Annotated in this window: 18 protein-coding genes and 1 pseudogene; 11 read left to right on the forward strand and 8 right to left on the reverse strand. The window is 44.3% G+C overall.

Annotation, left to right across the window (positions count from 1 at the left end):
• Positions 1–46: 46 nt before the first annotated feature.
• Complete coding sequence (locus tag AHMF7616_RS13695; RefSeq protein WP_115373401.1) at positions 47–2710, forward strand: PQQ-dependent sugar dehydrogenase; 2664 nt, start codon at positions 47–49, stop codon at positions 2708–2710.
• 167 nt (positions 2711–2877) lie between these two features.
• Here AHMF7616_RS13695 and AHMF7616_RS13700 read toward each other — a convergent pair whose 3' ends face one another.
• The 3 genes from AHMF7616_RS13700 to AHMF7616_RS13710 all read right to left on the reverse strand — a co-directional run bounded on the left by AHMF7616_RS13700 (position 2878) and on the right by AHMF7616_RS13710 (position 4739).
• Positions 2878–3486: a YceI family protein gene (locus AHMF7616_RS13700; protein WP_115373402.1), complete on the reverse strand. Its 609-nt coding sequence runs from the start codon at positions 3484–3486 to the stop codon at positions 2878–2880.
• 216 nt (positions 3487–3702) lie between these two features.
• Complete coding sequence (locus tag AHMF7616_RS13705) at positions 3703–4356, reverse strand: hypothetical protein (protein ID WP_115373403.1); 654 nt, start codon at positions 4354–4356, stop codon at positions 3703–3705.
• A gap of 140 nt (positions 4357–4496) precedes the next feature.
• Positions 4497–4739 carry a hypothetical protein gene (locus AHMF7616_RS13710; RefSeq protein ID WP_199474220.1) on the reverse strand — a complete coding sequence of 81 codons (243 nt, stop codon included), beginning with the start codon at positions 4737–4739 and terminating at the stop codon, positions 4497–4499.
• Between the two features lie 887 nt (positions 4740–5626).
• On the opposite strand from AHMF7616_RS13710, the gene AHMF7616_RS13715 reads away from it, so the two are divergent.
• The 6 genes from AHMF7616_RS13715 (at position 5627) to AHMF7616_RS13745 (ending at position 13469) form a co-directional block, all read left to right on the forward strand.
• On the forward strand, positions 5627–6469 hold the full coding sequence (locus AHMF7616_RS13715; protein WP_115373404.1) for a sulfurtransferase: 843 nt from the start codon (positions 5627–5629) through the stop codon (positions 6467–6469).
• Between the two features lie 253 nt (positions 6470–6722).
• Positions 6723–10442 carry a PAS domain-containing protein gene (locus AHMF7616_RS13720; protein WP_115373405.1) on the forward strand — a complete coding sequence of 1240 codons (3720 nt, stop codon included), beginning with the start codon at positions 6723–6725 and terminating at the stop codon, positions 10440–10442.
• Positions 10443–10493: 51 nt separating this feature from the next.
• Positions 10494–10892: a response regulator gene (locus tag AHMF7616_RS13725; protein WP_115373406.1), complete on the forward strand. Its 399-nt coding sequence runs from the start codon at positions 10494–10496 to the stop codon at positions 10890–10892.
• 651 nt (positions 10893–11543) lie between these two features.
• Positions 11544–12110: an RNA polymerase sigma factor gene (locus AHMF7616_RS13735; RefSeq protein WP_233507546.1), complete on the forward strand. Its 567-nt coding sequence runs from the start codon at positions 11544–11546 to the stop codon at positions 12108–12110.
• 159 nt (positions 12111–12269) lie between these two features.
• A complete protein-coding gene (locus AHMF7616_RS13740) occupies positions 12270–12488 on the forward strand; it encodes a hypothetical protein (protein WP_115373409.1) in 219 nt (72 codons plus the stop codon).
• Between the two features lie 291 nt (positions 12489–12779).
• Positions 12780–13469: a ClpP family protease gene (locus AHMF7616_RS13745; protein WP_115373410.1), complete on the forward strand. Its 690-nt coding sequence runs from the start codon at positions 12780–12782 to the stop codon at positions 13467–13469.
• 662 nt (positions 13470–14131) lie between these two features.
• Here the strand turns inward: AHMF7616_RS13745 and AHMF7616_RS13750 are convergent.
• Positions 14132–17365: a T9SS type A sorting domain-containing protein gene (locus AHMF7616_RS13750; protein ID WP_115373411.1), complete on the reverse strand. Its 3234-nt coding sequence runs from the start codon at positions 17363–17365 to the stop codon at positions 14132–14134.
• A gap of 2020 nt (positions 17366–19385) precedes the next feature.
• On the opposite strand from AHMF7616_RS13750, the gene AHMF7616_RS13755 reads away from it, so the two are divergent.
• Positions 19386–19865 (forward strand): group II truncated hemoglobin, encoded by a 480-nt coding sequence (locus tag AHMF7616_RS13755; protein WP_115373412.1) that lies wholly within the window; start codon positions 19386–19388, stop codon positions 19863–19865.
• A 70-nt stretch (positions 19866–19935) separates the two neighbouring features.
• On the opposite strand, the pseudogene AHMF7616_RS27155 reads toward AHMF7616_RS13755, so the two are convergent.
• Positions 19936–21716, reverse strand: a pseudogene (locus AHMF7616_RS27155) (DUF885 domain-containing protein).
• Positions 21717–22156: 440 nt separating this feature from the next.
• Between AHMF7616_RS27155 and AHMF7616_RS13765 the strand changes: the two are divergent.
• The 3 genes from AHMF7616_RS13765 to AHMF7616_RS13775 are packed head-to-tail and all read left to right on the forward strand — an operon-like array spanning position 22157 to position 24083.
• On the forward strand, positions 22157–23044 hold the full coding sequence (locus tag AHMF7616_RS13765; protein ID WP_115373413.1) for a sigma-70 family RNA polymerase sigma factor: 888 nt from the start codon (positions 22157–22159) through the stop codon (positions 23042–23044).
• A gap of 13 nt (positions 23045–23057) precedes the next feature.
• Entirely contained in the window at positions 23058–23486 is a 429-nt protein-coding gene (locus AHMF7616_RS13770) for a DoxX family protein (protein ID WP_115373414.1), read from the forward strand.
• Positions 23487–23513: 27 nt separating this feature from the next.
• Positions 23514–24083, forward strand: a complete 570-nt coding sequence (locus tag AHMF7616_RS13775) for a carboxymuconolactone decarboxylase family protein (protein WP_115373415.1) — start codon at positions 23514–23516, stop codon at positions 24081–24083.
• 303 nt (positions 24084–24386) lie between these two features.
• On the opposite strand, the gene AHMF7616_RS26430 is transcribed toward AHMF7616_RS13775, so the two are convergent.
• The 3 genes from AHMF7616_RS26430 to AHMF7616_RS13785 form a co-directional block, all read right to left on the reverse strand.
• On the reverse strand, positions 24387–24551 hold the full coding sequence (locus AHMF7616_RS26430; RefSeq protein WP_158546169.1) for a hypothetical protein: 165 nt from the start codon (positions 24549–24551) through the stop codon (positions 24387–24389).
• A gap of 72 nt (positions 24552–24623) precedes the next feature.
• Entirely contained in the window at positions 24624–24821 is a 198-nt protein-coding gene (locus tag AHMF7616_RS13780; RefSeq protein WP_115373416.1) for a BLUF domain-containing protein, read from the reverse strand.
• A gap of 478 nt (positions 24822–25299) precedes the next feature.
• Complete coding sequence (locus AHMF7616_RS13785; protein WP_115373417.1) at positions 25300–25602, reverse strand: DUF1330 domain-containing protein; 303 nt, start codon at positions 25600–25602, stop codon at positions 25300–25302.
• Positions 25603–25679 lie beyond the last annotated feature (77 nt).

Genomic DNA, 25679 nt, shown 5'->3' on the forward strand with positions numbered 1-25679 from the left:
TTTGCACCTAATCCTTCTTGCTTCTTTCATCTTTACCCAACCTATTATGTCTAACTTTTATTCTTTTTACCATTACTTTCAGAAACGGCTGAACCACTTTTCAGGGCTGCTGCGCCAAAGCTCACTCTGGCAGGGCAACAAGCCTTTAAATTTAAAAAAATACGGTTTTTATCGGCAGCTAAGCATAAAAGCAGCTATTGCGCTGCTGGTTCTGCCGTTACTTACTTTTTCTCCATCTATTTTTGCGCAAACGCTTCCGAGTGGTTTTTCGTCTACCCAGGTTTCGACGCAGTGGAACCAGGCCGTGGGGCTTACCTTTAATAAAGATGGCAGCTATATGTTTGTCTGGGAAAAAGGGGGCAAGGTATGGACCGTTAAAAATAATCAGCGAAAACTTATGCTCGATATCTCCGAAGAAGTGGGGGATTGGCGGGATTTCGGTTTATTAGGATTTACCCTGGATCCTAATTTCAGTACTAACGGTTATATTTATTTACTCTATACCGTAGACCGGCATTATTTGCTTTATTACGGTACCAGCACTTATAGCCCTACTGCTAACGATTATTTTAAGGCTACGATTGGTCGGGTTACCCGCTATACGGCTACCCTAAGCACTACGGGCTATGCGGTAAATAAAGCTACCCGCAGGGTGTTACTGGGCGTTACCAAGTCCAGTGGGATTCCTACTACGCACCAGAGCCATGGGGTTGGTTCGCTGGTTTTTGGCGCCGATGGCACCTTGCTGGTTTCGGCGGGCGATGGCGGCAGTTACATTGCCGATGACACGGGCAGTGCCCCCGAAACCTATTATAAACAAGCCTTGGCCGATAAAATTCTTACCATGAATCAAAACGTAGGAGCTTTTCGGGCGCAATTACTGGAAAGTTATAACGGCAAAATTTTGCGGATTAACCCGGCCACGGGAGCGGGTATTCCCAGTAATCCGTTTTATGATCCGGCCAAGCCTACCTCGGTGCGCTCCAAAGTTTGGGCTTTAGGTCTCCGGAATCCTTTTCGCATGACGCTTAAACCAGGAACCGGCAGCACCAACCCGGCGAACGCTAATCCCGGAATTTTATTCGTGGGCGATGTGGGCAACGGCCGATTTGAAGAAATAAATGCGGTAACCAAACCCGGGATGAACTTTGGCTGGCCTTTGTTTGAAGGTTTAACCGAACAAGCCACCTATCCCGCCAGAAAAGTTTTTAATAATTTTGCCCAAAATCCGCAATATGGGGTGAAGGGTTGCGCCCAACGTTACTTTTACTTTCAGGATTTAATTAAACAAGAAACCGCCAGTGGTACGGCCAGTTTTAAAAATCCCTGTTATCCGGCGCAAAATATTCCGAGCACTAGTAACACTTTTGAGCATAGCCGACCGATCATTGAATGGAAACACGGCGCGAAGGGCATGGCCAGAACCGGTATTTTTAATGGAGAAACCGCGGCTGTTATTAACATTGGCGCCGCTGGTTCGCCGGTTTCCGGACCGCAGTTCGGGGGTAATTCGGTTACCGTAGGAGTTTTTTACCCGCACAAAGATTTTCCGGCAGTTTACCAAAATAACTTATTTTTTGGCGATTACAATGCGCAATGGATTAAAAGCCTGGGAGTAGATGGGAAAGGTAAACCCGTGGCGGTAAATAATTTTCAATCGGGCGGTGCCGTGGTGGTAGCTATGGCCGTTAATCCTACCCAACCCGGAATTTATTACATAAATTATCCTTCCGAAATTAGAAAAATTGCTTATAACGCGGTTAATAGTCCGCCAACCGCGGTTGCTTCGGCCGATAAGGTATATGGTACCAGTCCACTCACCGTGCAGTTTACCGGTACCAAATCCACGGACCCGGAAGGACAAGCGCTGACCTATGCCTGGAATTTTGGAGACGGCACCACCAGTAATGCCGCTAACCCAAAGCATGTGTTTTCCAGCCCTACCGCTATTAAATACACGGTTACGCTTACCGTTAAAGATACTAAGGGCAGTACGGGTAAAACCACATTAGTTATTTCGGTAGGCAAAAATACGCCGCCGCAGGTTACCATTACCAGTCCGGCCGACAAGGCCCTTTACTCCATAAAGCAGCCCACCAGTTATAATTTAAGGGCTACGGTCATCGATAAAGAGCAAAGCAATGCGCAGCTTTCTTATCAATGGCAAACTATTTTGCACCACAACGAGCATTCGCACGCCGAGCCTTTTGATACGGCCCACGAAACCACCACCACCCTGGAACCAATTGGGTGCGACGGAGAAGCCTACTATTACCGCATTGTGCTTACCGTAACGGATAGCGATGGTTTATCGGGTCAAGATGAAGTGTTAGTATATCCAAACTGCAATGAAGCCACCAATTTAACTTTTAATCGTTCGGCTACTAATAAAACACAAGCCCAGCGCAGTAACATTGCGGTAGAATTAGCGCAGGAACATTCCCGGAATACAGCGGGATTAACGGTTTATCCGGCCCCCACCCCCGATGGCCGTTTAAATGTAAGCCTGACCAAAGCAATTGAGGGCAAAGTTACGTACACTTTAGTTTCTTTGATGGGCGAAAAACTGACCGGCGGCACCCTGAATTTAAAAAACCCAACTGCCACGTTGCCTTTTAATTTTTCCCACGAAATGCGATCGGCTGGCGTTTACTATTTGCTATTAGAAAACAAAGCGCTGCAAGCCAAACTAAAAGTAATGCGGCAGTAAGTATCTGTTTTTTTTAAAATTTTAATAAATATTACAAAAAGAAGTTGTCTGGCCCGCAGGACAACTTCTTTTATTTTGGACCCGCCTGTTCCTACTTTACGAGCTCTTTTAGCTTTTGTCCTGCTATTACTCCTGCTCCCCAGGCTCAACAGGAAAAATAAGAATTTTTAATTTTTGGTACCTGCTAGCTGCACATGAATGGCTACTTCCGGGTAAATATGCCGGTTTTCCAGGGCCGGATCGGCGGCGTAGTCCATGCCCCATTTAGTACGATCGAGTTTAAACGAGGCATCTACCAACAATGTATCTTCGTGTATATCAATTTTCGCCGGAAATGTAATAGCGTGCGTATTACCCAACAGCGTAAAATCGCCGGTTACCTGGGCGGTGGCTTCCAAGGCAGAACCTTCGGCCGTTGGAGATAAAGAAGTGATTTGTGTAATTTTAAAAATTGCCTCGGGGTAAAGCGCCAAATTTAAAAAATCTTTGCTTTTCAGGTGTTTGAGTAAAACTGGTTTTAGGGCTTTTGGTAAATCAAAATTCTTGATAGAGGCAATCGGAATAACAAAAGTACCGCCTTTTAACTGCCCATCCGTTACCTCCAGGCTAGTACAAGTAACGGCAAACGATCCTTGGTGCGACACTTTGGGGCTGGCGCCGGACCATTCCACCACCGATTTTTCGGGATCTAAAGAATAACTTAACGGGGGCGTATTCTCCAGGTATAATTTTCCGAATGAATACACCGCTACTAGCATTAAAAGCAAAAATTTCATGGATTATTTAAAGGTTGAGTAGGTTGGTAAAAGCCTATCCCGTAATCTCCTAAAGTTTTTAAGCTCTCAGAAACACACGGGATAGGCTAGTTTTGGATTGATTAACAGCTTGTTATTTTTATGTCCGGCAGATTAGAGAACGCAGGAAACCGCCGAATAAATTAAGTTTTTCATAGTTTTAAGTGCTGCCCTAATCAGCAACAACTATTCATATTATTAAAGCGTGTAAGGGAAATTACGCGATACTTTGCGCATCATGCGTTCCACTAAGTCGTCGGTAGAAGAGGTAAAATCATCGTCCATGGTTTTAAAGAAGCGCCACAGCAACTCCCCGTCCCGGCCGTTATGAATGGTCATGGTTAAAGAACCAGAACCGGTTTTGCCTGCGTAACCCCCAAATACCACGGCGGTAGCAAAAGCAGCTCCGTCGGAGCGGGTTTGCTCCATATCAAATTTACCACCAATTACGGCATCCACGCCTAAAGCCTGGGCAATTTCCTGGCGGGTAAATTCATCCAGCTTACCGTACATGCCGGCTTTTTTCAGCAAAATATTGGTTTTTTCTACATCCTGGAAAGTAACCGAGTAATTTTTGGCTTTCCGCAGTAAGTACGTGTACATGCTGCCTTGGATGTTTTTGGCCAGATTTTCTTCTTGTTCCTGGTGCGAATCCGCGCTGTAATTCTTCGGTTGTTTGCGGTACGTAATTTTAGCCGCAAAAGGCAGAATAGCCACGGTTTTGTGCTGGCTGATTTCGGTTTTTAATTGCGGGCTGGCAAAAATTTGTTTCGCGCCTTCGCCCATCATCACCTGCGCCGAGGCCAGGGTACTGGTTAAAATAAAAATTACAAGTAAAGTAAGGTTTTTCATGGTTTTGGATGGTTTATAAATGAGTGATAGATTAATAGATTTTTTAAATTTTAAAGCAACTAGCGCTCGCCAAAGAGCTAAATAACCAGTGGTGCATGGTTTCTTTTGGCTGCCAGCTTATGGACTGGCAGCCAAAAAATTTAATTAGCCGCGGTTTTCGACTGAGGTTTGTAAATAGCGCCGGTGGCGAAATCAACGGCTAAGCTGGGCCAGAATAATAGCACATCGGCCACTAAAGCCCCCACCCGGATCTGGCGCTGCGGCTGGCCAGCCGCCGGAGTGGTTTTCTGGTATTCGGTTACGCGGCCACCAAACAAAGTAGCACAGCTCGACATAGATAAAGTTAAAGCAAATAAAACAGAGGCTTTGGCAATTTTTTTCATGGTTTGATTAATGTTTGTGGGTTATAGATTAGTGTTTAAGTTTTTGATTTTCAGGAGAGTTTTACTGCTCTGCCTTAGAATATAACAAAGGTAATAGGCACCCCGGTCGAACGGAATAAGTACTAGTACTCAATTTTTATAGGTGGTACTGCTCATTTTCCATTACAGGCTGTAAATCAATGCTTTTGTAGCACATACGCATAAAAACAGTGGGTTTAACTTTTGTTTAAGCAATAGTCAAATACCACCTTTTCACCTGGAATATTCCGCTACTATTTTTATATGTTTCACAGGAGAACAAGCCTGATGCCAAGCGTACAAAACAGGCGCCGCCACGCTTTTCCGCTATATTTAATTTAAAATTGCGCGCAACAGTGTCCATTTTTAACAAAAAATGTATTATTCTGGAACAGTTTTAAACTAGTCGTTACTTTATTGCTGATGTGGTGTTTGTAAGGACTACTGGAATTACTGATCTGCGTTATCAGAAAAGGAAAAATTTAAAAATTTAGCCGCTCGTGGTTCTTCTGCAGGTGCAAAGTGTAAAAAAGAGAATGGGTGCAAAAGCATTGAGGTAGCTACTTTAGTTGTGGTTATAAGTTTTCATCGGCCGCTTGTTGCTAACAATACGGAACCAGGACCCGCTAACAGGCACGCGCCCAAAGTTCTGGTCTTGCTATTTTTTAATTTTTTTACTTTTCAGAACCTGTTTAAAGCAAACAAAGCGGCTTATAATTAGTTTAGCAAACGTACTACCTGGCTAAATAGGAGTGCTAAAACTTTATAGAACGGTTCTTAGAAAATAACTCCCGGGTAAGTTAACTTGCTACGGTAATTTGGCTTCTATTAGAATAGAAGCTTGTTAATGATGCACGAATGCTAAAAATATGGATGCTATCCTGAACCCATCGCAATTACTGCTGTTACAGCAAACCCCGGCACTAGTGCTAGTGGATGCCCGCTCCGGACCCGAAGCCAAAGAAAAATACCAGGCATTTCACTTGCAAGGAGCCCAGTTTGTGGATTTAGAGCAGCAGCTATCTCAAAAAAAAGCCGATGCCGCCGATGGGGGCCGGCATCCGTTACCCAACATCCGCCAGTTTGCCGCTGTTTTGGCCAACTTGGGCATTGTACCGGCCAGCAGAGTGGTGGTATACGACGATAAAAATGGCGCTAACGCGGCGGCTCGTTTCTGGTGGATGTTAAAAGCAATTGGTCACGAAAAAGTACAGGTGCTAAACGGGGGTTTGGCCGCCGCAGTGGCCGCGGGTTTTCCCACTTCTTCGCAAACAGAACCACCGGCTTTGGTGGCTCCCTACCCGGTTACTACCTGGCAACTGCCCACCGTTAATTTAGAGGAAGTGGAAAGCGCCAGTCCTGACTCCCAATATTTAATTATAGATGTACGCGAAGCAGAACGGTATCGCGGCGAGAAAGAACCGATTGATTTAGTTGCCGGCCATATTCCGGGGGCGGTGAATATTCCGTTTAGCACTAATTTAGATCCGGATGGATTTTTTCTGCCGGCCGAGGAGCTGAAAGTAAAATACTTGTCGGCTTTCGAGAACCGCGAACCAGCGCAGGTACTGGTGCATTGTGGTTCCGGCGTAACCGCTTGCCATACTTTATTAGCGGTGGCGCAGGCCGGGCTAGAAATACCGGCCCTGTACGTAGGTTCCTGGAGCGAGTGGTCGCGCAATAACAAAACCATTGCTACCGGTGCTTCCTGATACTGGCAAAACAATTGCCGCTCATTATTTACTTGCCAACCAATACTTTTGCGGTACAAAATAGCCTTGCTCCGGCCTTAAATTTTAAAAAAACCGGGGCAAACCGGCACAAGCAGGTGGCAACTAGCCAAAATTTTTAAATTATTTTATTTGATTTGCGCAAAAAGTAGTATTGGCCGTTACGCTAAGTAAGGTAATACGATTATTATAAAGTATCCGTATATTTAGCCATTAGCTTACTAATATCATCTGAATGTCTGATTCTCCTGCTACTCCTGCAGCTTATTCCAACTTAGAAGAAATTTCCCCACTCGAGGAACTGCTGCCTGCCTTATTGGATATATCGTTAACTGGGGTCATTTTCTTTAAACCCGTTTACCACGCAGATACCGGCGAAATTATTGACTTAGCCTATGTTAAGCTGAATGCGGCCGCCCAGCGCATGCTCCAGTTACCGGAACGGCCCGACAAAACATTTCTGCAGCTTTACCCGCACGCTCACCAAACCGGTATTTTTGCCTTTTACCGCGATACTTTTCTGACGGGTAAACCCGGCCGCTACGACCTTAATTATCAGTACGACCGCCTGAATAATTATTTTCAACTGGCGGCGCAACGCAGCGGGCAAGGCTTAATCGTTAGCTTCAACGATACCTCCGACCATGATCGGACCGCGGTGGAAAAAGCTTTGCGCGAAAGCCAGGAGCTCGAAAAAAAAGCCCGGGCCGAGGCCGAGTTGCAGCAGCAACGCTTGCACCAGATTTTCATGGAAGCTCCTGCCCTGATTTGCATTTTTGAAGGACCACAACATATTTTTAAATTAGTAAACCCTCCGTACCAGCGCTTAGTAGGTGATCGGCCATTGTTGGGTAAACCCATTGCCGAAGCCATGCCGGAACTTGCCGGGCAACCTATTTTTGGCTTACTCAATAAGGTATACCGCACGGGCGAGAGTTTCCATGCGCACGAAATGCTCGTCCAGCTGGACCATAATAATTCCGGTGGCGACCTGGGCCAGAATTATTATAATTTTATATACCAGGCTACCCGCAATTTATCCGGAGAAATAGATGGGATTTTAGTATTTGCCTACGAAGTAACCGCCCAAGTAAGGGCCCGCTGGCAGGTAGAGTATAATCGCCAACATGTGCAGGACTTGAACGAAGAAATGCAAGCCACCAACGAAGAGCTCCTCACCACCAATAACGATTTAGTAAACACGCAATTAGCCTTACAGCAGCTTAACGAAGAATTAGAAGCCCGCGTAGCCGAGCGCACCCGGGAGGTAAAAGATGCGCAGGTAGCCACCGAACGCCAACGAGAGCGCTTGGAACGGTTCTTTATGCAAGCTCCTGCGGCCATTTGCATTCTCGACGGCCCCAATTTAGTATATGAATTAGTAAACCCGAGTTACCAACAACTTTTTCCGGGTCGGCAACTGCTGGGTAAACCACTTTTAGAAGCTTTGCCGGAGCTGGCCGGGCATACCGTGTGGCGAACCCTGCAACAGGTTTACCAAACGGGCAAAACCCACACGGAATACGGCATTTTAATTCCGATAGCCCGTCACGAAAATGCCCCGTTAGAAGACATTTATTTTAACTACATCCAACAGGGCCGCTACGACGAATACGGCCGGGTAGATGGCGTATTGGTTTTTGCTTTCGAAGTAACGGAGCAGGTAAAGGCCCAACAGCGCGCAGATGCCCTACAAGCCGAAGTGCTGGCCGCCACGCAGTTCCAGGTGCAGGAACGGGAAGCATTTTACCAGGTATTTGAGCAAACCCCGGCCTGCATTGTATTACTACGCGGACCAGAACACCGGGTAGATTATTACAATTTGGCTTACCAGCAATTATTTCCGGGCCGGCAAATGAAAGGAAAAACTATCGCCGAAATTCAACCGGAAGCTTTGGAACAAGGCTTTGTGGCTTTGTTGGATAAAGTTTACCAAACCGGCGAGACCTTTTATGGCAACGAATTGCTCCTCACCATTGAACAAGTACCTGATGGTTCTACCAAAAACATATTTTTTAATTTTACTTACCAAGCCTACCGCGAGAATGACCAGATTGTGGGAATTTCGGTATTTGCTTTTGATGTAACCGGGCAAGTAATGGCCAGAAGGGAAGCAGAACAGCAACAGCAATTACTGCATACTTTATTTATGGAGGCTCCCGCTCCTATTCTTATTCTGGACGGACCTGAGTTAGTTTACCAACTGGTTAACCCGGCTTACCAACAAATATTTCCCGGCCGGGAATTGTTGGGGAAAAAGTTATTAGAGGCATTACCGGAACTTAAAGATTCTCCCTTGCCGGCCATTTTGGATAATGTTTATAAAACCGGTGAAACCTACGTAGCTCAGGAATTACCTTTAATGCTGGCCCGTTATGAAGGAGGCCCCCTGGAAGAAATTTACTGGACTTTTACCTACCAGGCCCGCTATAATGCGCAGGGCATAATAGATGGCGCTTTGGTTTTTGCCTATGAAGTTACGGACCAGGTAAAAGCCCGGAAAACCATTGAAGAAAATGCGCAGCAATTAAAATTGATTACCGATGCTTTGCCCGTGCTGATTAGTTACCTGGATAAAGAAGAAACGTATCGTTTTGTTAATAAGGCCTACGAAGCGTGGTTTAACCAGAAACCAGAAGACTTACTGGGTAAACCGGTGCGCCAGGTAGTAGGCGAAGCTGCTTACCAAGGAATACAGGATTACGTAAAACGGGCACTGGCCGGCGAGCGGCTCGACTTTGAAGTCCGCATGCCTTACCGGGAGAATTTTATTAAACATATTAGCACCAACTACGTGCCCGATATCCGGGAAGGGGAAGTTTTAGGGTTTTACGCCATGGTAAGTGATATTACGGAGCAGGTAGTAGCGCAGCAACGCGTAGCCCAAGCCGCCGCCGAGTTGCGCGTAGTAGCCGCCAACGCCCCCGTATTTATCTTTCGCACCGATGCCGCTGGCCAAATTAATTACGTAAACGAGACTTTATTTGAGTGGAGTGGCTTGGAGCCTAACACCTCGCAGTTAAATGCCGTTTGGGAGCTTATTCATCCGGAGGACCGGCCGCTGATACAAGAATCATTTGCTACCTCGATTGGCACCAACCAAGCTTGGGAAAGCCCCGCTTACCGTATCCGCCGCCGCGACGGAGAATACCGCTGGTCCATTACCCGTACGCAACCATATTTTAACGCCGATGGGCAATTAGTTGGTTTTACGGGCGTTAACGTAGACATTCACGAACAAATTGTATTGCAAAAGCAATTAACCCGCACCAACGTAGATCTGGATAACTTTATTTATACGGCTTCGCACGATTTAAAAGCGCCTATTTTAAACATTGAAGGCTTAATGGAAGCCTTGTTGGACCAAATGCCCCCGGATTTTTTAGAACAGGATACAGTTAAACAGACCACGGAATTAATATTAGAATCGGTGCAGCGCTTTAAACGCACCATTGATCATTTAACCGAAATTACCAAGCTGCAAAAAGAAAATACGCCGGAAGCAGAAGTGGTAAACCTCGCCTCGATTATTGCGGAAGTGCAGCTAGATTTGGCTCCTGTTATCCTAGCCGAGCAGGCCCAGATAACCGTAGATGTAACCTCCTGCCCTACTATTCGTTTTTCCGAAAAGAATCTGCGCAGCATTATTTATAATTTACTATCTAATGCCATCAAGTATCGGGCTGCTGAACGCACCCCGCAGGTGCGGGTACATTGTTTTGTAATTCCCGGATACGAGGTATTAGCCGTGCAGGACAATGGTTTAGGTATAAATTTAAACCAGGAGAGTAAGCTTTTTGCCATGTTCAAGCGGTTGCACAACCACGTAGAAGGCACCGGCATTGGTTTATACATGGTGAAAAAAATTATTGAAAATGCGGGAGGAAAAATTGAAGTTCAAAGTAAAGTGGGCGAAGGATCAACTTTCCAGATTTTTTTCCCGCGAAACACCTGATGGTTTTGCCTCCTTTATTTTACACTATTTACTTTTGCTACTTTACATATTATGAACAAAATTGCCTGCACCTTATTAGTAGACGACGACGATACCGCCAACTACTTAAACCAAATGCTCTTTAAAAGACTAGCAGTAACGGACAATCTGTTAGTAGCCCACAACGGCTTAGAAGCGCTATCGCTTATTCATAAAAACTGCCCGGGTAATTGTTGTCCTACTTTAATTCTCCTGGATATTAATATGCCGGTAATGGATGGATTCGAGTTTCTGGAAGCCTACGAACAACTTAGCTTTGAGCAGAAGCAATCCATTATTATTATTGTGCTCACTACTTCTTTAAACCCGCTGGATGTAGAAAAGGTACAGCAGGCCAATATTGCCGGATTAATTAACAAGCCACTTTCTAAAACTACCCTGGAAGCGATTGTGGCGCAACATTTTAATTAAAAGGTATACTTTGTTCAAGTTTTTTAAATTTTAAGTAAAAGGACCAATTGAAAGATACATTCCAATATTAAAAATACAAGGTTAATTCACTGATATTTAATTTATTATATTTTATTTTGTCTTGATACTTGTGTCTTACTACTTGTGTCCATTTACTTAGTATAAAACAAGAAAAGCCAAAGCACCCTAAGGGTTTCCGGTAAACGGGTTTTTTCCAGTATTGGAACATCAAGCTTTAAACTCTAAGCAAACCGCCATGGAAGTAGCTCTACCTCACTATTCCACGGTAACTATCGGTTAGCAGACCAACGTTCAGCCAGAAAAGATAATTAACCGGCGCTTAATAGAAACACGAGACTACAACAATGCAGCAAAAGCAAGGCTGTTTAAAGCGACTAAATTATTTTGTGAGCTTTCTCCTGCTTGTTCTAATTACTCCAAAAGAATCTAATCCGTAGGCAACCGATTAGATTCTTCCGGAATAACCCTACAAAGAGAGTGGCTCAATTTGTTCCTACCACCAATTCACGTAAAAAAAGCACCTTCTGATTAGTTTTTCCGGCAAATTCCGGCGAACAAAAAATATTTGTAAGTTTTTTAAAAAAATAAGGTGATATTCTACGCAAATCCGGATAAACCATAAAAAAGCGTATGCCAACTATACTTTCTCCCGTAATGGCGACCAATTGGCGCCTTGCTTTTAAGACAGACCGGGAAAAAACGCTCGCGCAAATATACGCCCGCGCGTACCCCATGGTACTGCACTACGTAAAACAGCACAACGGCCAACCCGAAGATGCGCAAGATTTATTGCAGGAAGCCATTATTGTATTCTACGAGAAAGTAATGCAAGAAGAGTTTCGGCTTACTGCCTCGGTTACTACTTACTTAATGGCCATTTGTAAAAACCACTGGCGCCAGGAACTCGAAAAACAACAACGCCGGAAAAAAATTACTTTAGAAGAAATAAACCCTCCCGACGAAGTAAATCCGGCCGAAACAAAAGCTGCTGGCACAGACCTGATCTATTTTGTAGAACAACTTGGTGATAAATGCCGGAATATTTTAATAAGCTTTTATTATTTCGGCCAATCTCTCACGGCCATTGCCGAAAAAAATCGGTACCGCAGTGTACGCAGCGCTACCGTACAAAAATTTAAGTGCTTAGAACGGCTTCGTAAATCCCTGTCCGGGCTCTCCGGTGATTATTTTCGATAGCTGAGCCCGGAAAAACCCGTAGAACTTTTTTTAGAGCCACTCAGAAAAGTAAAAATTTAAAAAACTACTTTAAACAAGAGTATAAGCGCTTAAGGCAAGCCGATTAACGCTTAAAAAATAAGCATCTGCTTAAATTTTATACAGTAATTAATAAAAAATATGCGGCCCGAGCTGGAAGATATTAAACAGTTGGAAGATTTGGTAAACGGCAGTTTACCGGAAGAGCAAGCCCAAGATTTGGAAATCCGGTTACTCTGGGACCAATCCTGGCAACTGGCTTTGCGCCAGCAACAAGTAGCTTATCAGGCCATCAGGGCGGCTGGCCGGCAGCAGCTCCGCGCCGAATTAAAAAGCATTCATGCCCGCCTGTTTTCTTAGATTCTATAAAGTAAAACGGACTACTACTTTCTTACTATTGTAATATTTCATTTTTTTAAATTTTCACTTTGCAGCTTGCCCTAATTAAAAGCAAATGATTTAACCAACAATTAATTTCCCCTATTATTCTTAACCAGAATAACTTTTAATGGAAAGCTTTTGACCTGCTAACAAAAGCCTTTTAAATTCCAGTTCTTGCCATAATTATATTTGAGTATCTGTAAACCGGTTTATCAATAACCTGTCCGGAACTTTCGTGTCCTTTTTTTAAAAATTTTAAATTTTAATCATATGTATTCTACCAATTATAATCAAAAAGAATTCCGGCGATTTGCCGTGCATGGGCAAAACGTAAACGGCCTGGCCCTGGACCAATACGTACACACCATCGAGAACATGACACGCTCTGTTATTGAGGAAAGACCCGTTAACTTTCGGGAAGTAGATGTTTTTTCGCGGTTAATGGCCGACCGCATTGTTTTTCTGGGCACTGCCGTGGACGACAACATTGCCAACATTATTGTGGCTCAAATGCTTTTTCTGGAGTCCGTGGACGCTAAAAAAGATATTTTGCTGTACATCAACAGTCCGGGTGGCTCGGTATACGCCGGTTTGGGCATTTACGATACCATGCAGTTTATTCAACCCGATGTGGCCACTATTTGCACCGGCTTAGCCGCTTCCATGGGTTCTGTTTTGTTGTGCGGCGGCGCTAAAAATAAACGCTCGGCATTACCGCATGCCCGCATCATGATGCACCAACCCAGCAGCGGTGCCCAGGGTCCTGCCTCCGACATCGAGATTTCGGCCCGTCAAATTTTAAAAATGCGCCAGGAACTATACGAAATTACAGCTTACCACACCGGTAGAACCTACCAGGAAATACACGAAGCCTCGGACCGCGATTACTGGTTAAAAGCCGCCGAAGCCAAAGATTACGGCCTTATTGATGAAGTGCTGTTAAAAGAAAACAGAAAGTAGTTGTAAATAATACCGGGCCGCTATTATCCTGTTCAAATCTGGGAAAAGAAGTCTGTTTACCCAAAATAGATTTCTTTCCCGTTCATTCTTGATTGTAGTAAAGGGTTAGCTTAATAACCCCTTACACCAACCGGAGGCGCCGGATTGAAAAAAATTTCCCTGGTCATCTAGTTCTGACCGCGCTGCAATACAGAGTCCCAAATGCCTATAAAATTTTATAGCCTGCTTATTTTTATTCATTTACATCTACTTTGTTAATCTGAAATTGCGCCACGGCGTGTTTTATGAGCATTTTCCCGATTCCCTTACCTCTGTTTTCTGGTTTCTGAAAAGCATTTCCAGCTTTTCGTCCGCCATGCCCATAAACCCCAAATCTCCTTACCCGATTTTCTAATAACGGTAATATTCACTTGATGGAAAACCCGATTTTCTGAATTAATTGCTTATAAAACGTAATGTACTGTTCCGACAAGAAATGATGATTCGCTCTGACGGATGTCTCGCAAATCTTGGAGAAGAACCAGGTACTCGCCGGGGCTTGGTGTATCTAGTGCGTACATTCCGGAATGGTATGCTTTCTTATAGTGACGGACGGTTTTTATAAAAATAAAAAAGCTGGATAGTACCCGCAATACTATCCAGCTTTTTAAAAAAATAAGAAGTTACTTGCTCAAAAGCACTTTTTGGGTATTTCGTACGGCAGGGGTTTGCAATTGCAGCAGGTACAGGCCATTGGTTTGTTTACCGGCTTGCCATTCTACTTCGTACTTTTTATCTGCCTGCGCTTCTCCCTGAAATAATTTTTTAATTTCCCGGCCCTGACTATCGAGTACGCGTAGGGTGGCCGGTTGCGTTTTAGGTAAGCTAAACCGAACGCGGAGGCGGTCCGAGAAAGGATTAGGATAAGCTACTACGGTTGAAAGACTAGCGGTGGCTGGAGCTTCCTCCGTAAACGAAGTTGTTCTGGCCGCTGCCATTGCGCTTGTTGTGGGTAAAACTTTCACCAGCCAGAAATCGGTACTGCTTTGGCTCGGCTGGGTTTTATCGCCGCGTACGCCCGAGTTGGAGCGACCACCTAAGAGCAAACCGCCCTCCCGGGTTTGCGTTATCGTGCGCAGTTCTTCCGTACCGCTGCCGCCGAAACGTTGGTCTTGTACTTTGTTGCCATTTTCATCTACTTCTACCAGCCAGTAATCGCTTTCGCCCTGGCTGGCCTGGCTTTTATCGCCGCTTACCCCGGAAAGAGAATGCCCCGCCAGCAGGTAATGCCCCTGGCTGGTGTAGGTACTGGCCCGGAGCTCATCGTCGTTGTTGCCCCCAAAGGTTTTATCCCAGATTTTGTTTCCCGCTGCATTAAATTTGAGAAGCCAGTAATCTTTGCCGCCCTGGTTATCCTGAGATTTTTCGCCGCTCTTACCGGAGTAACTCCAGCCCGCAATAAAGTAGTTACTCCCTTGCGCTTGACCGATAGTATAAGCTTTTTCGGTATCGTCGCCGCCAAATGTTTTGCTCCACTCCAGCGTGCCTCGCGCGTTGGTTTTTACTACCCAGTAATCGCTGTATCCCCGGCTATTTTCTTTTTTATCGCCCCCGGTGTTCGAATCAGAAGTACCGCCCAGCAGCAAGCCGCCATCCGCGGTTAGAATAAAGCTACCTAGTTCTTCAGTCGCAGCGCCTCCGTAGCGTTTATCCCATACCTTGGTACCTGTTTTACTAATTTTTACCACCCAGTAATCACGGCCGCCCCGGCTCGCCTGGCTTTTATCTCCACTTATGGGCGAGTTGCTGTAGCCCCCTAAAATATACTCGCCCGAAGCCAACTGAATAACTTTTATTAATTCATCCTGGCCTGTGCCGCCAAAGGTTTTATCCCATTGTTTAGTACCGTTTTTATCGGTTTTCACGATCCAGTAATCCCGGCTGCCGCGACTAGCCTCGGTTTTATCCCCTTCTTTGCCCGAGAAAGAAGAGCCTGCCAGTAAATAGCCGCCGTCCTGGGTTTGAATAAGCCGGTTGAGGTAATCGTTACCCGTTCCGCCAAAACGTTTGTCCCAGATTTTTTGACCATTTTTATCGGATTTAACGATCCAGTAATCGTTCTGGCCTTGACTGCCCTGCGTTTTATCCCCGCTCACGCCCGAGTTGGTGTAGCCGCCGGATAAGTAGCCCCCATCCGCAGTCTTAATCACGGAAGTAAAATTATCGGTACCCGAGCCGCCGTAGCGCCTGTCCCAGGCCAAAAGTACTGGGGTTACCCGAAAGGTTTGCGTAGCTTCGGTAGGTTTAAACTGCGCATTTCCCGCTTGGATAGCTTTAATTGTAACTGTGCCTACGCCGGTTAGGGTAATAGTACTATCCTGGAGGGTGGCCGGGCCAGATACAATACTAAATGTAACGGGTAAACCGGAGCTGGCCCGGGCCGATAGAGTAAAGGGCACACTAGCCACAGTTTTATCCGGAATAGTTTCAAAGGCGATATACTGACTAATATTAGTGTTACTATTATCTAGTTTTACTAACCATAAACCCGTTTCGGCGGCTGTTTTGTCACCGCTGATTCCGGATGAAGAAGTGCCCGCCAACAAATAATTGCCATCCTGAGTTTGCAGAATAGTGTTTAACTCGTCTTTCTGATCTCCCCCAATGGTTTTATCCCATACTTTCGTACCGTTGGGGGTTAATTTTACCACCCAGTAATCTACAAATTCTTCCGGAAACTCACTATTAACATTCCCAACCGGGGCTTCGGTTTTATCTTCCCCCACTCTCGAAACCGAAGATCCGCCTACGATGTACCCGCCATCCTGGGTTTGCTGAACCCCGGCCAGAAAATCGTCCCGGTCGCCGCCAATGGTATTATCCCAAACCTTATTGCCTTCGGCGGTTAGCTTTACCACCCAGTAATCCGGTATGCCCGGAACCAGACTTTTAAAAGATTCGGATTTATCGCCGCTCTTATCGGAGTCCGAGGTACCTCCCACGATAAAGCCTCCATCTTGGGTGGCTTGCAACGACTCGAGAATGTCTTCCCGGGTTCCACCAATGGTTTTATCCCAAACTTTGTTGCCCTGCGCATTGAGCTTGATGAGCCAAAAATCTAAAAAATTAGAACTGCCAATCTCATCCTGGGTTTTGTCGCCGCTAATGTCCGAATTAGAAGAGCCTCCTAATATATAGCCACCATCCTGGGTTAACTGCACCGTGGCTAACTGATCTTGATCATCGCCGCCAAACGATTTATCCCAGGCTTTGCTCCCGTTGGCGGTTAATTTTACCACCCAGTAATCTTGGGTGTAACCAATGGAGGCGCCGTTTTGATTTTCCTGGGTTTTATCGCCGCTGATTCCGGAAGTAGAACTGCCCCCCACGATATAGCCACCATCCGGGGTTTGTTGAATGGCAGCCAGCAAATCATCCCGATTGCCTCCCAGGGTTTTATCCCACTCTTTGCTGCCATCGGCTTTTACTTTAACCACCCAATAATCAAATTGGCCTCTACTGGCTTCGGATTTATCGCCGGATTTGCCGGCGTTGGTATAACCGCCCAGAATATAGCCATCATCTTGGGTTTGTTGCAGGGCAGTTAAGAAAAAAGAAGTACCGTTCCCCACAAAAGATTTTTCCCAGATAAGGATGCCATCGGCCGTTAGCTTAATCAATCCAAAGCCTTGCTTGCTAGCAGAACGAACATTACCCGCCGTAATAAAGCCACCCTCGCGGGTTTGCTGAATCCGGGGAAAGTTACCGCCGATACTCTTATCCCAAATTTTATTTTGAGCACAGGTTACCGCTGGCAAAGTTAGCGTAAACAGAAGAATAGCACCTACTTGGCGCCACCAGGGTGTAAATATCCGGCTCTCCAGAACCAGATAAAAACAAGATAAAGGTGTTTTCATAGAGTGATGATGGAAAAGGTAAAATGTTTGATTCCGGACAGTTTCGATTAGTGACTCTTGCCCATATATACATTCGGTTCACGAGTAACTTGTTACACGTGAACCGAATAAAAATTTAAAAAAGAAGCTTGGTTGCTGGCACTAAACTTTCTAGCCCGTTTATTGATTAGCTGGGGAGAATACTTGCCCGGGAAATTGATGGGCAGCTCGGTCGCAATAATATTTCAGGAAAGAAATGCGTATATTTAGGATGATTCAAAGAGGCACAAATTAATAAGCAGCTTTATTTACCTGAACCACGAGACTCATTTTACGCCCCTTAGAAAGCAGTTCTAAAACAACTTTACAGCAGCGGGTATAAAAAAATAATCTTTTCCCAATAAATATCGGATTTAATGGTGTGAGATTTTGAAAGTTATTTATCTGCTTCGGCTCGGTAAGTTATGATTAAACCTGCATGGTATTGTTTGTTCAATGGCTAGCCTTTTTAAGTGTTTTGCAGAAAAGTACTCTAATTCTTCCCGTAATTCAGCGCATGTAACACGCGTAAATTTTTTAAATAAATGCCTCGCTTGAACTCATACGATTGATTCTACTCTTAAATAGCTACAACGCACACGCCCGCTTAACATTTCATAACCTTTTTACCGTTTTTACTTGTTCTAAGCAGCTTCTACCGCGGTTAATTGCTGTGGTTTATTGCTGTTGGATAATCACTTGATTTCCGCAGATAGCGATGATAAATGAATCGATTCACGTGCATCAATGCACAAAATGCAGCAGCGGACGCGTTAGTACATCTTGTTCCGATGAACTAAAACGTTCCACAAGAAAATAATAAAGATTTTTAAAATTTCATGCCGTTAGCAAGCGCCGCATCCGTTTCTTCATTTTTAGTGCTCCCCTAAGAGCGAAACAGAGTTGGCTTTCAGGCCCACTTTAATTTTCCCTCTCCTTTTTATTCAGCAATAAATGGTGTTGTATACTATACCAAGAGCTTGGTATAGTATACAACACCATTTGGGCATTATTCTGTATGTAAAGTAACTCGGCGTTAAAATCAGCAACCTATTTCCGCTGCTGCTCATGAATAATTCTTTTCTTTTATGATTGGGCAATATTAAATTAGTGACCTGGGCTGCTTTTTCAAATTATCGCCCTGCACTCAAAAAGCCTGAAAGCTTACTCTTCTAAAATCTTCGGGGATCGCCATCTACTCCATCTTTCAGGAGCATGGCGAAAACAGTATAATCATTCGGGCAATTAGGTACATGTTTTTCATGGTTTCCAGAACACATAGAGCATGGCACCACAATTTTCTTGTTATCAGCCTGCTGTGCATTTGCGTGTTGTAATTTGTTTTCCATCTGCTTGCTATATTTTAGAGTAGTAAAAATTAAGGTAAAACCATTATAATGGCTAAATATATTTTGCCTAATATAGCAATCTTTGGTTTTTCCGAAAAATTTTCAACCCTATTGTTGTCTATTTTTTTTAATTTTTTTTAAAATTCTCCTGTATTTATCCTATTGCTAGCTATAAAATTTTCTATTACACTTGTAATTACTGCCTTTTTTAAATCTGGGTAATTTTTAAAGGTAAAATACAGGCCATCGCTTTTATTAGGGTAAAAAGAAATATGTGAGCTTGTTTACCAGCTAATAAGCCGAAATATTTACTTTTTTGTTGTGGCCAATGCCTGTTACTTATTGAGCCTAAGAAAGTGCTTTTAACTATTTTATTGTACTAAAAGCTTCCTGGGTTTATGCTAAAAAAAAGGCTTTTTAAGACGTGGAGATTTAAAGAAATTACCCGTTGCTGTAGTATAAATAGGTTGCAACTCTTACTGCTGGTCTGGTCAAAGAATAAAATGAATGTTCTTGGTAACGTATATTTATACTTCTATTCTATCGTATCTGCCTAAATCTGATTACATTTCGCCTAAAGGGGTAAATCAACTCTAGCCAGAAACCGGGTGAATGGGTGGTTGCGTGTTTATCTACCTTACACACAGACAAGAATGAAGAATATACCTACCTTATACGAATGGGCCGGGGATACCCAGACCTTCGAAACCTTGTTTACCACTTTTTACGACAAAGTTTTACGAGATGATTTACTGGGCGAAGTATTTCAAAACATGTCGGCTAACCACGTGAAACACGTGGCTCATTTTGTAGCAGAGGTTTTTGGGGGCGATAAGCTATACACCCTGGAAGACGGGGGCAGCCATGCTTCGATGATTAGTCACCACATTGGCAAAATGCTGAACGAAGAAAAAAGGCAACGCTGGGTACACCTTTTACTTCAATCCGCGGATGAAGTGGGATTAAAAAGCGATCCGGAATTCCGTTCGGCCTTTGTGGGTTATCTCGAATGGGGTACGCGTATTGCCGTGATTAATTCGCAACTAACAGAAAATCCTATGAACCAGCAAGAACCCATGCCGCAATGGGGATGGGGTGAAACGGGTGGGCCTTATATTGCAAACGCGAATTAATAATTTTAACCCTAACTCGATTCCAGAAAGATAAAAATTATTCTTTCTGCTTGGAGTTTTGCACCTCCGCTTATTTCTTTTGCTCCCCCGGAATAAATAGCTTCATCACGGCTTCCCGTATCAGCATAGGTGATAATAGTCCTTGGGATAAGATAAAATCATGAAATCGCAGGGCATTAAACTGGGTACCCAACGCCTGCTCCGTGACCTGCCGCAAAGCCAGCATTTTGGTGTACCCGTAAAAGTAGCTATTCGCCTGCCCGGGAGCCCGGATGGTATAGCGTTCTACTTCTTGCTGGGCAAAGGCCGTAGATTGCACCACGTCTTGGGTGAGTACCGCCAGCGCTTGTTCTTGGGTAATGCTACCGGCCTGCAGTTCCGGATCTAGAAATGCGCGCGCTGCCCGTAGCAATAAATAATCCAAAGAAATGAGTTTTCCTTCGAGCGGCATATACGGACGCATAAGGTATTCGGAATACAAGCCCCAGCCTTCGGCATTCGTTGAGTTAAAAGCATATAAACTACGGGCCTGCGAAACACCTTCTTCTACCATTTTGTCGAATTGCAGTTCGTGCCCCGGGCGGGCTTCGTGGGCGGTAATCGTCCAAGACGCGGCATCAAAGGTAAAGTCATCGTATTTGTTTAGGTTTTTTTCGCCGGGAGCCGCGGGCATGTTCAAAGGCAAAACAAATACGCCGCGCTGGCCGGTATTATTTAAAAAAGGCGGGGGTACCATGTGCGGAGCCGGCGACTGCGCCGTTTCGGCAGCAGAAGCCAATCGAATAATAGCCGGCCGGTTAGGCAACGTTACCAGTTGGTGTTCATTAATAATTTTTTCAAGGTCTTTCAGGTGCCGCTCGTAAAGCGGAATAATGGAATCGCCATGAACTTGTTCTTTTTTAATTCCCGGATTACGTCGCGGTAATTACGCGAGGGCAGGTTACGCTTTTTGGCAATTTGCTCCGCTATGGGTTTCATTTCGTTCTGAATTTCGGTAAAAGCAGCGTGCGCAATTTTCGCCAACTGGGCCGGCGGAATATCAATGCCGTAATCTTCCAGAGCTAAAGCGTATTCTTCCGGCGGCAGCCGAAAATCGGTCCGTGCTTTTATTAACACCTGCTCGCGTGTCCATTGGTCGTACGCCTGCACTTGTTTTTTTAGTTCGGCGTAAGGCTGCTCCCAGCCCGTAAGTTTATGTTTTTGGCATAGTTCGGCTATACCCGTGATGATACTTTCGTTCCGGGATAATTCTACTTCCATCTGTTGGCGCGAAGGATAGATCATGTCGTGGCCGGCGATTTGCTGCGCTACCCGATCCTGCAACGTAGCTGTAAGGGGTCGGTAGCCTTTTTCCAGGCCAGCGTATTTTTGCATCCGAACAACCGCTGCTTGGCGGCGAGCAGCCGGGGTTTGGTCGTCCAACAGAATCTCCAGCCCGTCGTAAATCATCGAAGCAGCGTTCAGAAACGGTACTTTCCGGCGCATTTCAAAATCCTGCCGCCGAAAGCCTAACTTTAAGTGATCGATCAGAATATGCAAATCCTGCGCCACCGGTCCTGCTTTTTCTGTTTTAGCAGCAGCCACATACCGAGCTACTAAAGCTTCCTGCTCTTTCCGTTCGGCTCGTTGGTTGGCCAAAGTAGGAATTGCTATTTGCGTATCATATTCCGCTAAACCCTGCGCCGAACCATATTCGGGCGTATACTTTTTATCCAGATCGATGAGTTGCTTGGTATACCGGTTCGATTGATCAATCCAACTTCTATCATTTTTTTCCGGTTTAGTCTGCGATCTTACCTTAATCGGCAAAAAAGATAAAGTGAGAACAAGTAGCGCCAGGAAGCCTTTCATATTTTAAGATTCAAGTTTCTGTTTTTAAAATAACAATTTATATCCAGCAATTAGTAAATGCAATGTTAGCCCTTGTCTTTTATTTCGCTAGGCTTGCATTTTCCAGGCAAATCTACTCCTTAGTTCTACGGAGACACTCTGGCGAAAACCAAACTCTATAAAGTTTAAAAAGGGTTTGGCGCTGCTTTTCATTTTTAATTGCTCCGGATTAAAGTGTTTAAAAAGGCATATAACTGGTGGGTTGCTTCTTCCGGCTATAATTCACAACAGACAGCTTTTCAGAATTAAATTGCCGGCAGTTTATACATTTTTTAAAAAAGTGTCACGTTTTGTGGCACTCAACTGTCTTTCATAAAACCAATGTTTATCCGGGCAAACTATTAAATCAAAGCTGTAACTATAAACCCTTTAATCCCGGATAAAAGTTAAACGGAACTACCATGAACCCAGCGTTACCCCACCACACCTTTGATAAATACCTGGATGTACTATTCCCTTATGCTTATAACATTTTGGGGGTAGTAGACGACGCGAAAGACGCCGTACAAGAAGTATTAATGAAGCACTTGTCCGGTTCTAACGAGCAGGTTAAAGACGAAAAAAGTTATTTGATAAAATCGGTAATCAATCGGGCTATTAATTTAAAAACCCAGCAAAAGAAAACCGTCCGCAGCAAAGAACTTTGGTTACCGGAGCCCGTAGCCACCGACGACGCCGCGGACCGCAATCTTCATCTCGACGAAGTGCTTTCGTATTCTTTGTTGGTGTTAATGGAACGATTGAGCGCCGTGGAACGAGCTGTGTTTATTCTGCGGGAAAGCTTTGATTATTCCCACGCCGAAATAGCAGAAATATTAACGATAACCGAAGAACATTCCCGGAAGCTGCTCAGCCGGGCCAAGGCCAGCATATTTAAACCAGCCCCCAAACGCACCAAATTGCCCGATACCCACGCGCGCGAAGTGTTAGAACAGTTCTTAAGCGCCATCCGACAACGAGATACCCAAAAACTGGAGAGTATTATGGCCGCTGACATTCGCTTTTATGCCGATGGGGGCGGCAAAGTGCCGCTGGCAGCCAGTATTTGTTTGGGTGCTACCCAAGTAGCTGCTTTACAAATAATGATTTATCACCGGTTTCTCCAATCGGCCAACATCCTATACACGGTTGTCAATCACCAACCAGCCCTTTTGACATTTGTAAACAACCGGCTGACTTCCTGCTCGGTTTTCGATCTGCACCCGGAGTTGGGCACTTTGCTCCAGATTAATGTGGTTCTGGACCCGGATAAATTAAAAATATTAAAGCAAATCCACTTTCCATCTTAAATATTGTACCCTTATGACAAACCTTCTTAATTTTCCGGTAACATCCCCTTATTCTAAATACCGGATTACCGTTTATTGGCTCGTAACCGTGTTTTTAGTATTTGAACTCTTCTACGGCGCTTTATGGGATTTCAACCTCCTGAATAAAGGCTATGTCTATTCTATTTTAAATCACTTGGGCTATCCCTTGTATTTAGCTGCTATCCTGGCCATTGGTAAAATAGCCGCCGCTGTGGTAATTCTAATTCCTGGGCTCTGGTTGTTGAAAGAATGGGCTTACGCGGGAGTAGTGATTCTTTTCATTGGTGGTTTTTTATCGCATGTAATCGTGGGCGATGGTTTCGGTCAGTTTATCTGGTCGTTGTTGTTTGGAATAATGGCTTTAGTCTCCTGGAAACTGAACTACCAATCGGATAAAGTAAAATCCATCCTTATTAAATAATCTTTTAATCATTTAACTATAAAACAAATGGAAACCTTTCTGCAGCCAATTGAAAAGCCCGCTAGCTGGGGCATGAAACTAGTTTATTTTTTTACTAAAAAGCAATATGGTAAAGTAATTACACCTTTAAAAGTTTACTCGGCCCGCATGCCCCTGGCTTTTGGCCGGTGGGCGGGTAAAATTTCGGAACTAGATAAAAAAGTAGTACTCTCTCCGGAAACTGCTTTACTGATCCGGGAGTGGGTAGCCCGCTTAAATATTTGTTTATTCTGTATGGATATTGGCCGGTACCATATTATTAAAAACAACCTGAATGAGGCGAAATTTGATGCCTTGCTGGATTACTCAATTAGCCCGTTATTTACGGAAGCGGACCGGGCTGCTTTGGATTACGCCACAGAACTTACCCGGGACAAAAAAGTAGAACCAGGCACTTTTCAGCGTTTAACACAATTTTATTCTGAGCGGGAGATTTGTGACATTATCTATCTGATTGTTAGCGAGCACGTGTATAATCTTACCAATATCGGTTTAAACATTCACTCGGATATGCTCTGCGATGTTACTAAAAACAAAAAACAGCCCAGTGTTCTTTAAATTTTTAAAAACCAGGCCTTCAGCCAATAAAGCTTATGGCAACTCGATTATTCTGGAATAGAGCATTAAAATAATTTTTCTGGCTGAAACAAGTGGCATGATCCGGGAGAGAAACTATTGGTTTCAGCCAGACAACAAATGCGGGCAACACTTGTAGTTCCAGCAACGCCTCGACGCTCTTTTTGTCTGCTTATTTTACCGGACATACCGTAATGGAGTAGCGTTTTTAAAATAGCCCGCGATTTTCCCGGAAGCATTCGTAATATTAAAAGTAATGGTATCCGGAATAAGCAATGGCTACTATTAAACAGCATTGTTTTTTATGTTGTACTGCACGAATTGTTTTAGCACGGCTATCGGCGAGTTTTCTTCGGGGTCGGGTAGTTTAGCCTCAAAATGAGTACTTACCGGATTTACGTATCCTTTAATGCCAGCCAGCGATTCTTCGGCTACGCTTTGAAAACCCATGGTCCAATCAGCAAATAAACGATGCGTAATTTCCCCGTCGGCTAACTTTATGATATTGGTATGATGGTAATCCTAGTTGATCTTGATGAACAGTTTTTTTAAATTTTCAACGGGCCCTTCAATTAATTGCACGTAATGATCGCCACTGTACAACAGCATTCCCGTTATGCTATCCCTTTCGTTATTCTGCCCCCAGTGCACAACCATTTCTTTTAACTCTTCTTCCGGAATGGCTACAATAGCCTTACTAATGTACATAATATGGTGCATAGGCGTTTATTGTACTCCATAACAGTTGTAACCGGCCATGTATAAGCCGGTATTATAGCCCGGATTTATGATCCGTAACTTTTACCTAGCGGGTCAACCATTATTTCTATCCGCAGGAGCAATTATTCAAAACTTTACCACGCAGTGCGCATCCTTCACCCCACAGGTTTAAGGATACACCAAAAATATTCACCTTAAAAAGCGCCCAGAGCGGCTGACCAAGACGAATATTCCGAAAAAAGCTTTAAAACAGATGTCCGTTTTCCGGAAATCAGGCGATTCAGGGTACTGCTATTACCCTAACCAGTATTCTACAGATTTAAGAAGAACCAGGTTTTTGCAGCAAATTAAATTACGTATTACCAGCAAGTTTTTCCGTATTTATCGCCATTAAATTTACCGGCACATGCAATACGAAAATTTAAAAAATCCCGGAAAAAAGCCTCACTACGTTTTGTGTAAAACGGCAATTTTGGGATTAGAGCTTCTCGCCTTTTATCAACAAAACCGATTTTATCGATTGTTCTTTTAAGTGCAGAAACTTTTGGCGCTCTTTGTCCTGCATAAAGTTAGCCAGGTCGTGGTCCGATGCAAAGGTTACCAAGTGAATCTCATAAGGCTGCTCTATCGCGCTCTGGATGTAAGCGGCTTGGGCTGGCCGTACCCGGAACAAAAGCTGGCCCTGGTATTTGGCAATCAAGGGAATAGCCATCGCTTCAAATTGATCGAACACAGTTTCCTGCCCTTCTATAAGGTAAATAAGCTGGGTGATATAAATCATTTTTTTAAATTTTTAAGCACTTTGTCTAAGGGTAGATTCTTCCTGCACCGGTAGTTTATTGAGCGCTGATTCTACCG

The organism is Adhaeribacter pallidiroseus, assembly GCF_003340495.1.
GTDB classification, from domain to species: Bacteria; Bacteroidota; Bacteroidia; order Cytophagales; family Hymenobacteraceae; genus Adhaeribacter; species Adhaeribacter pallidiroseus.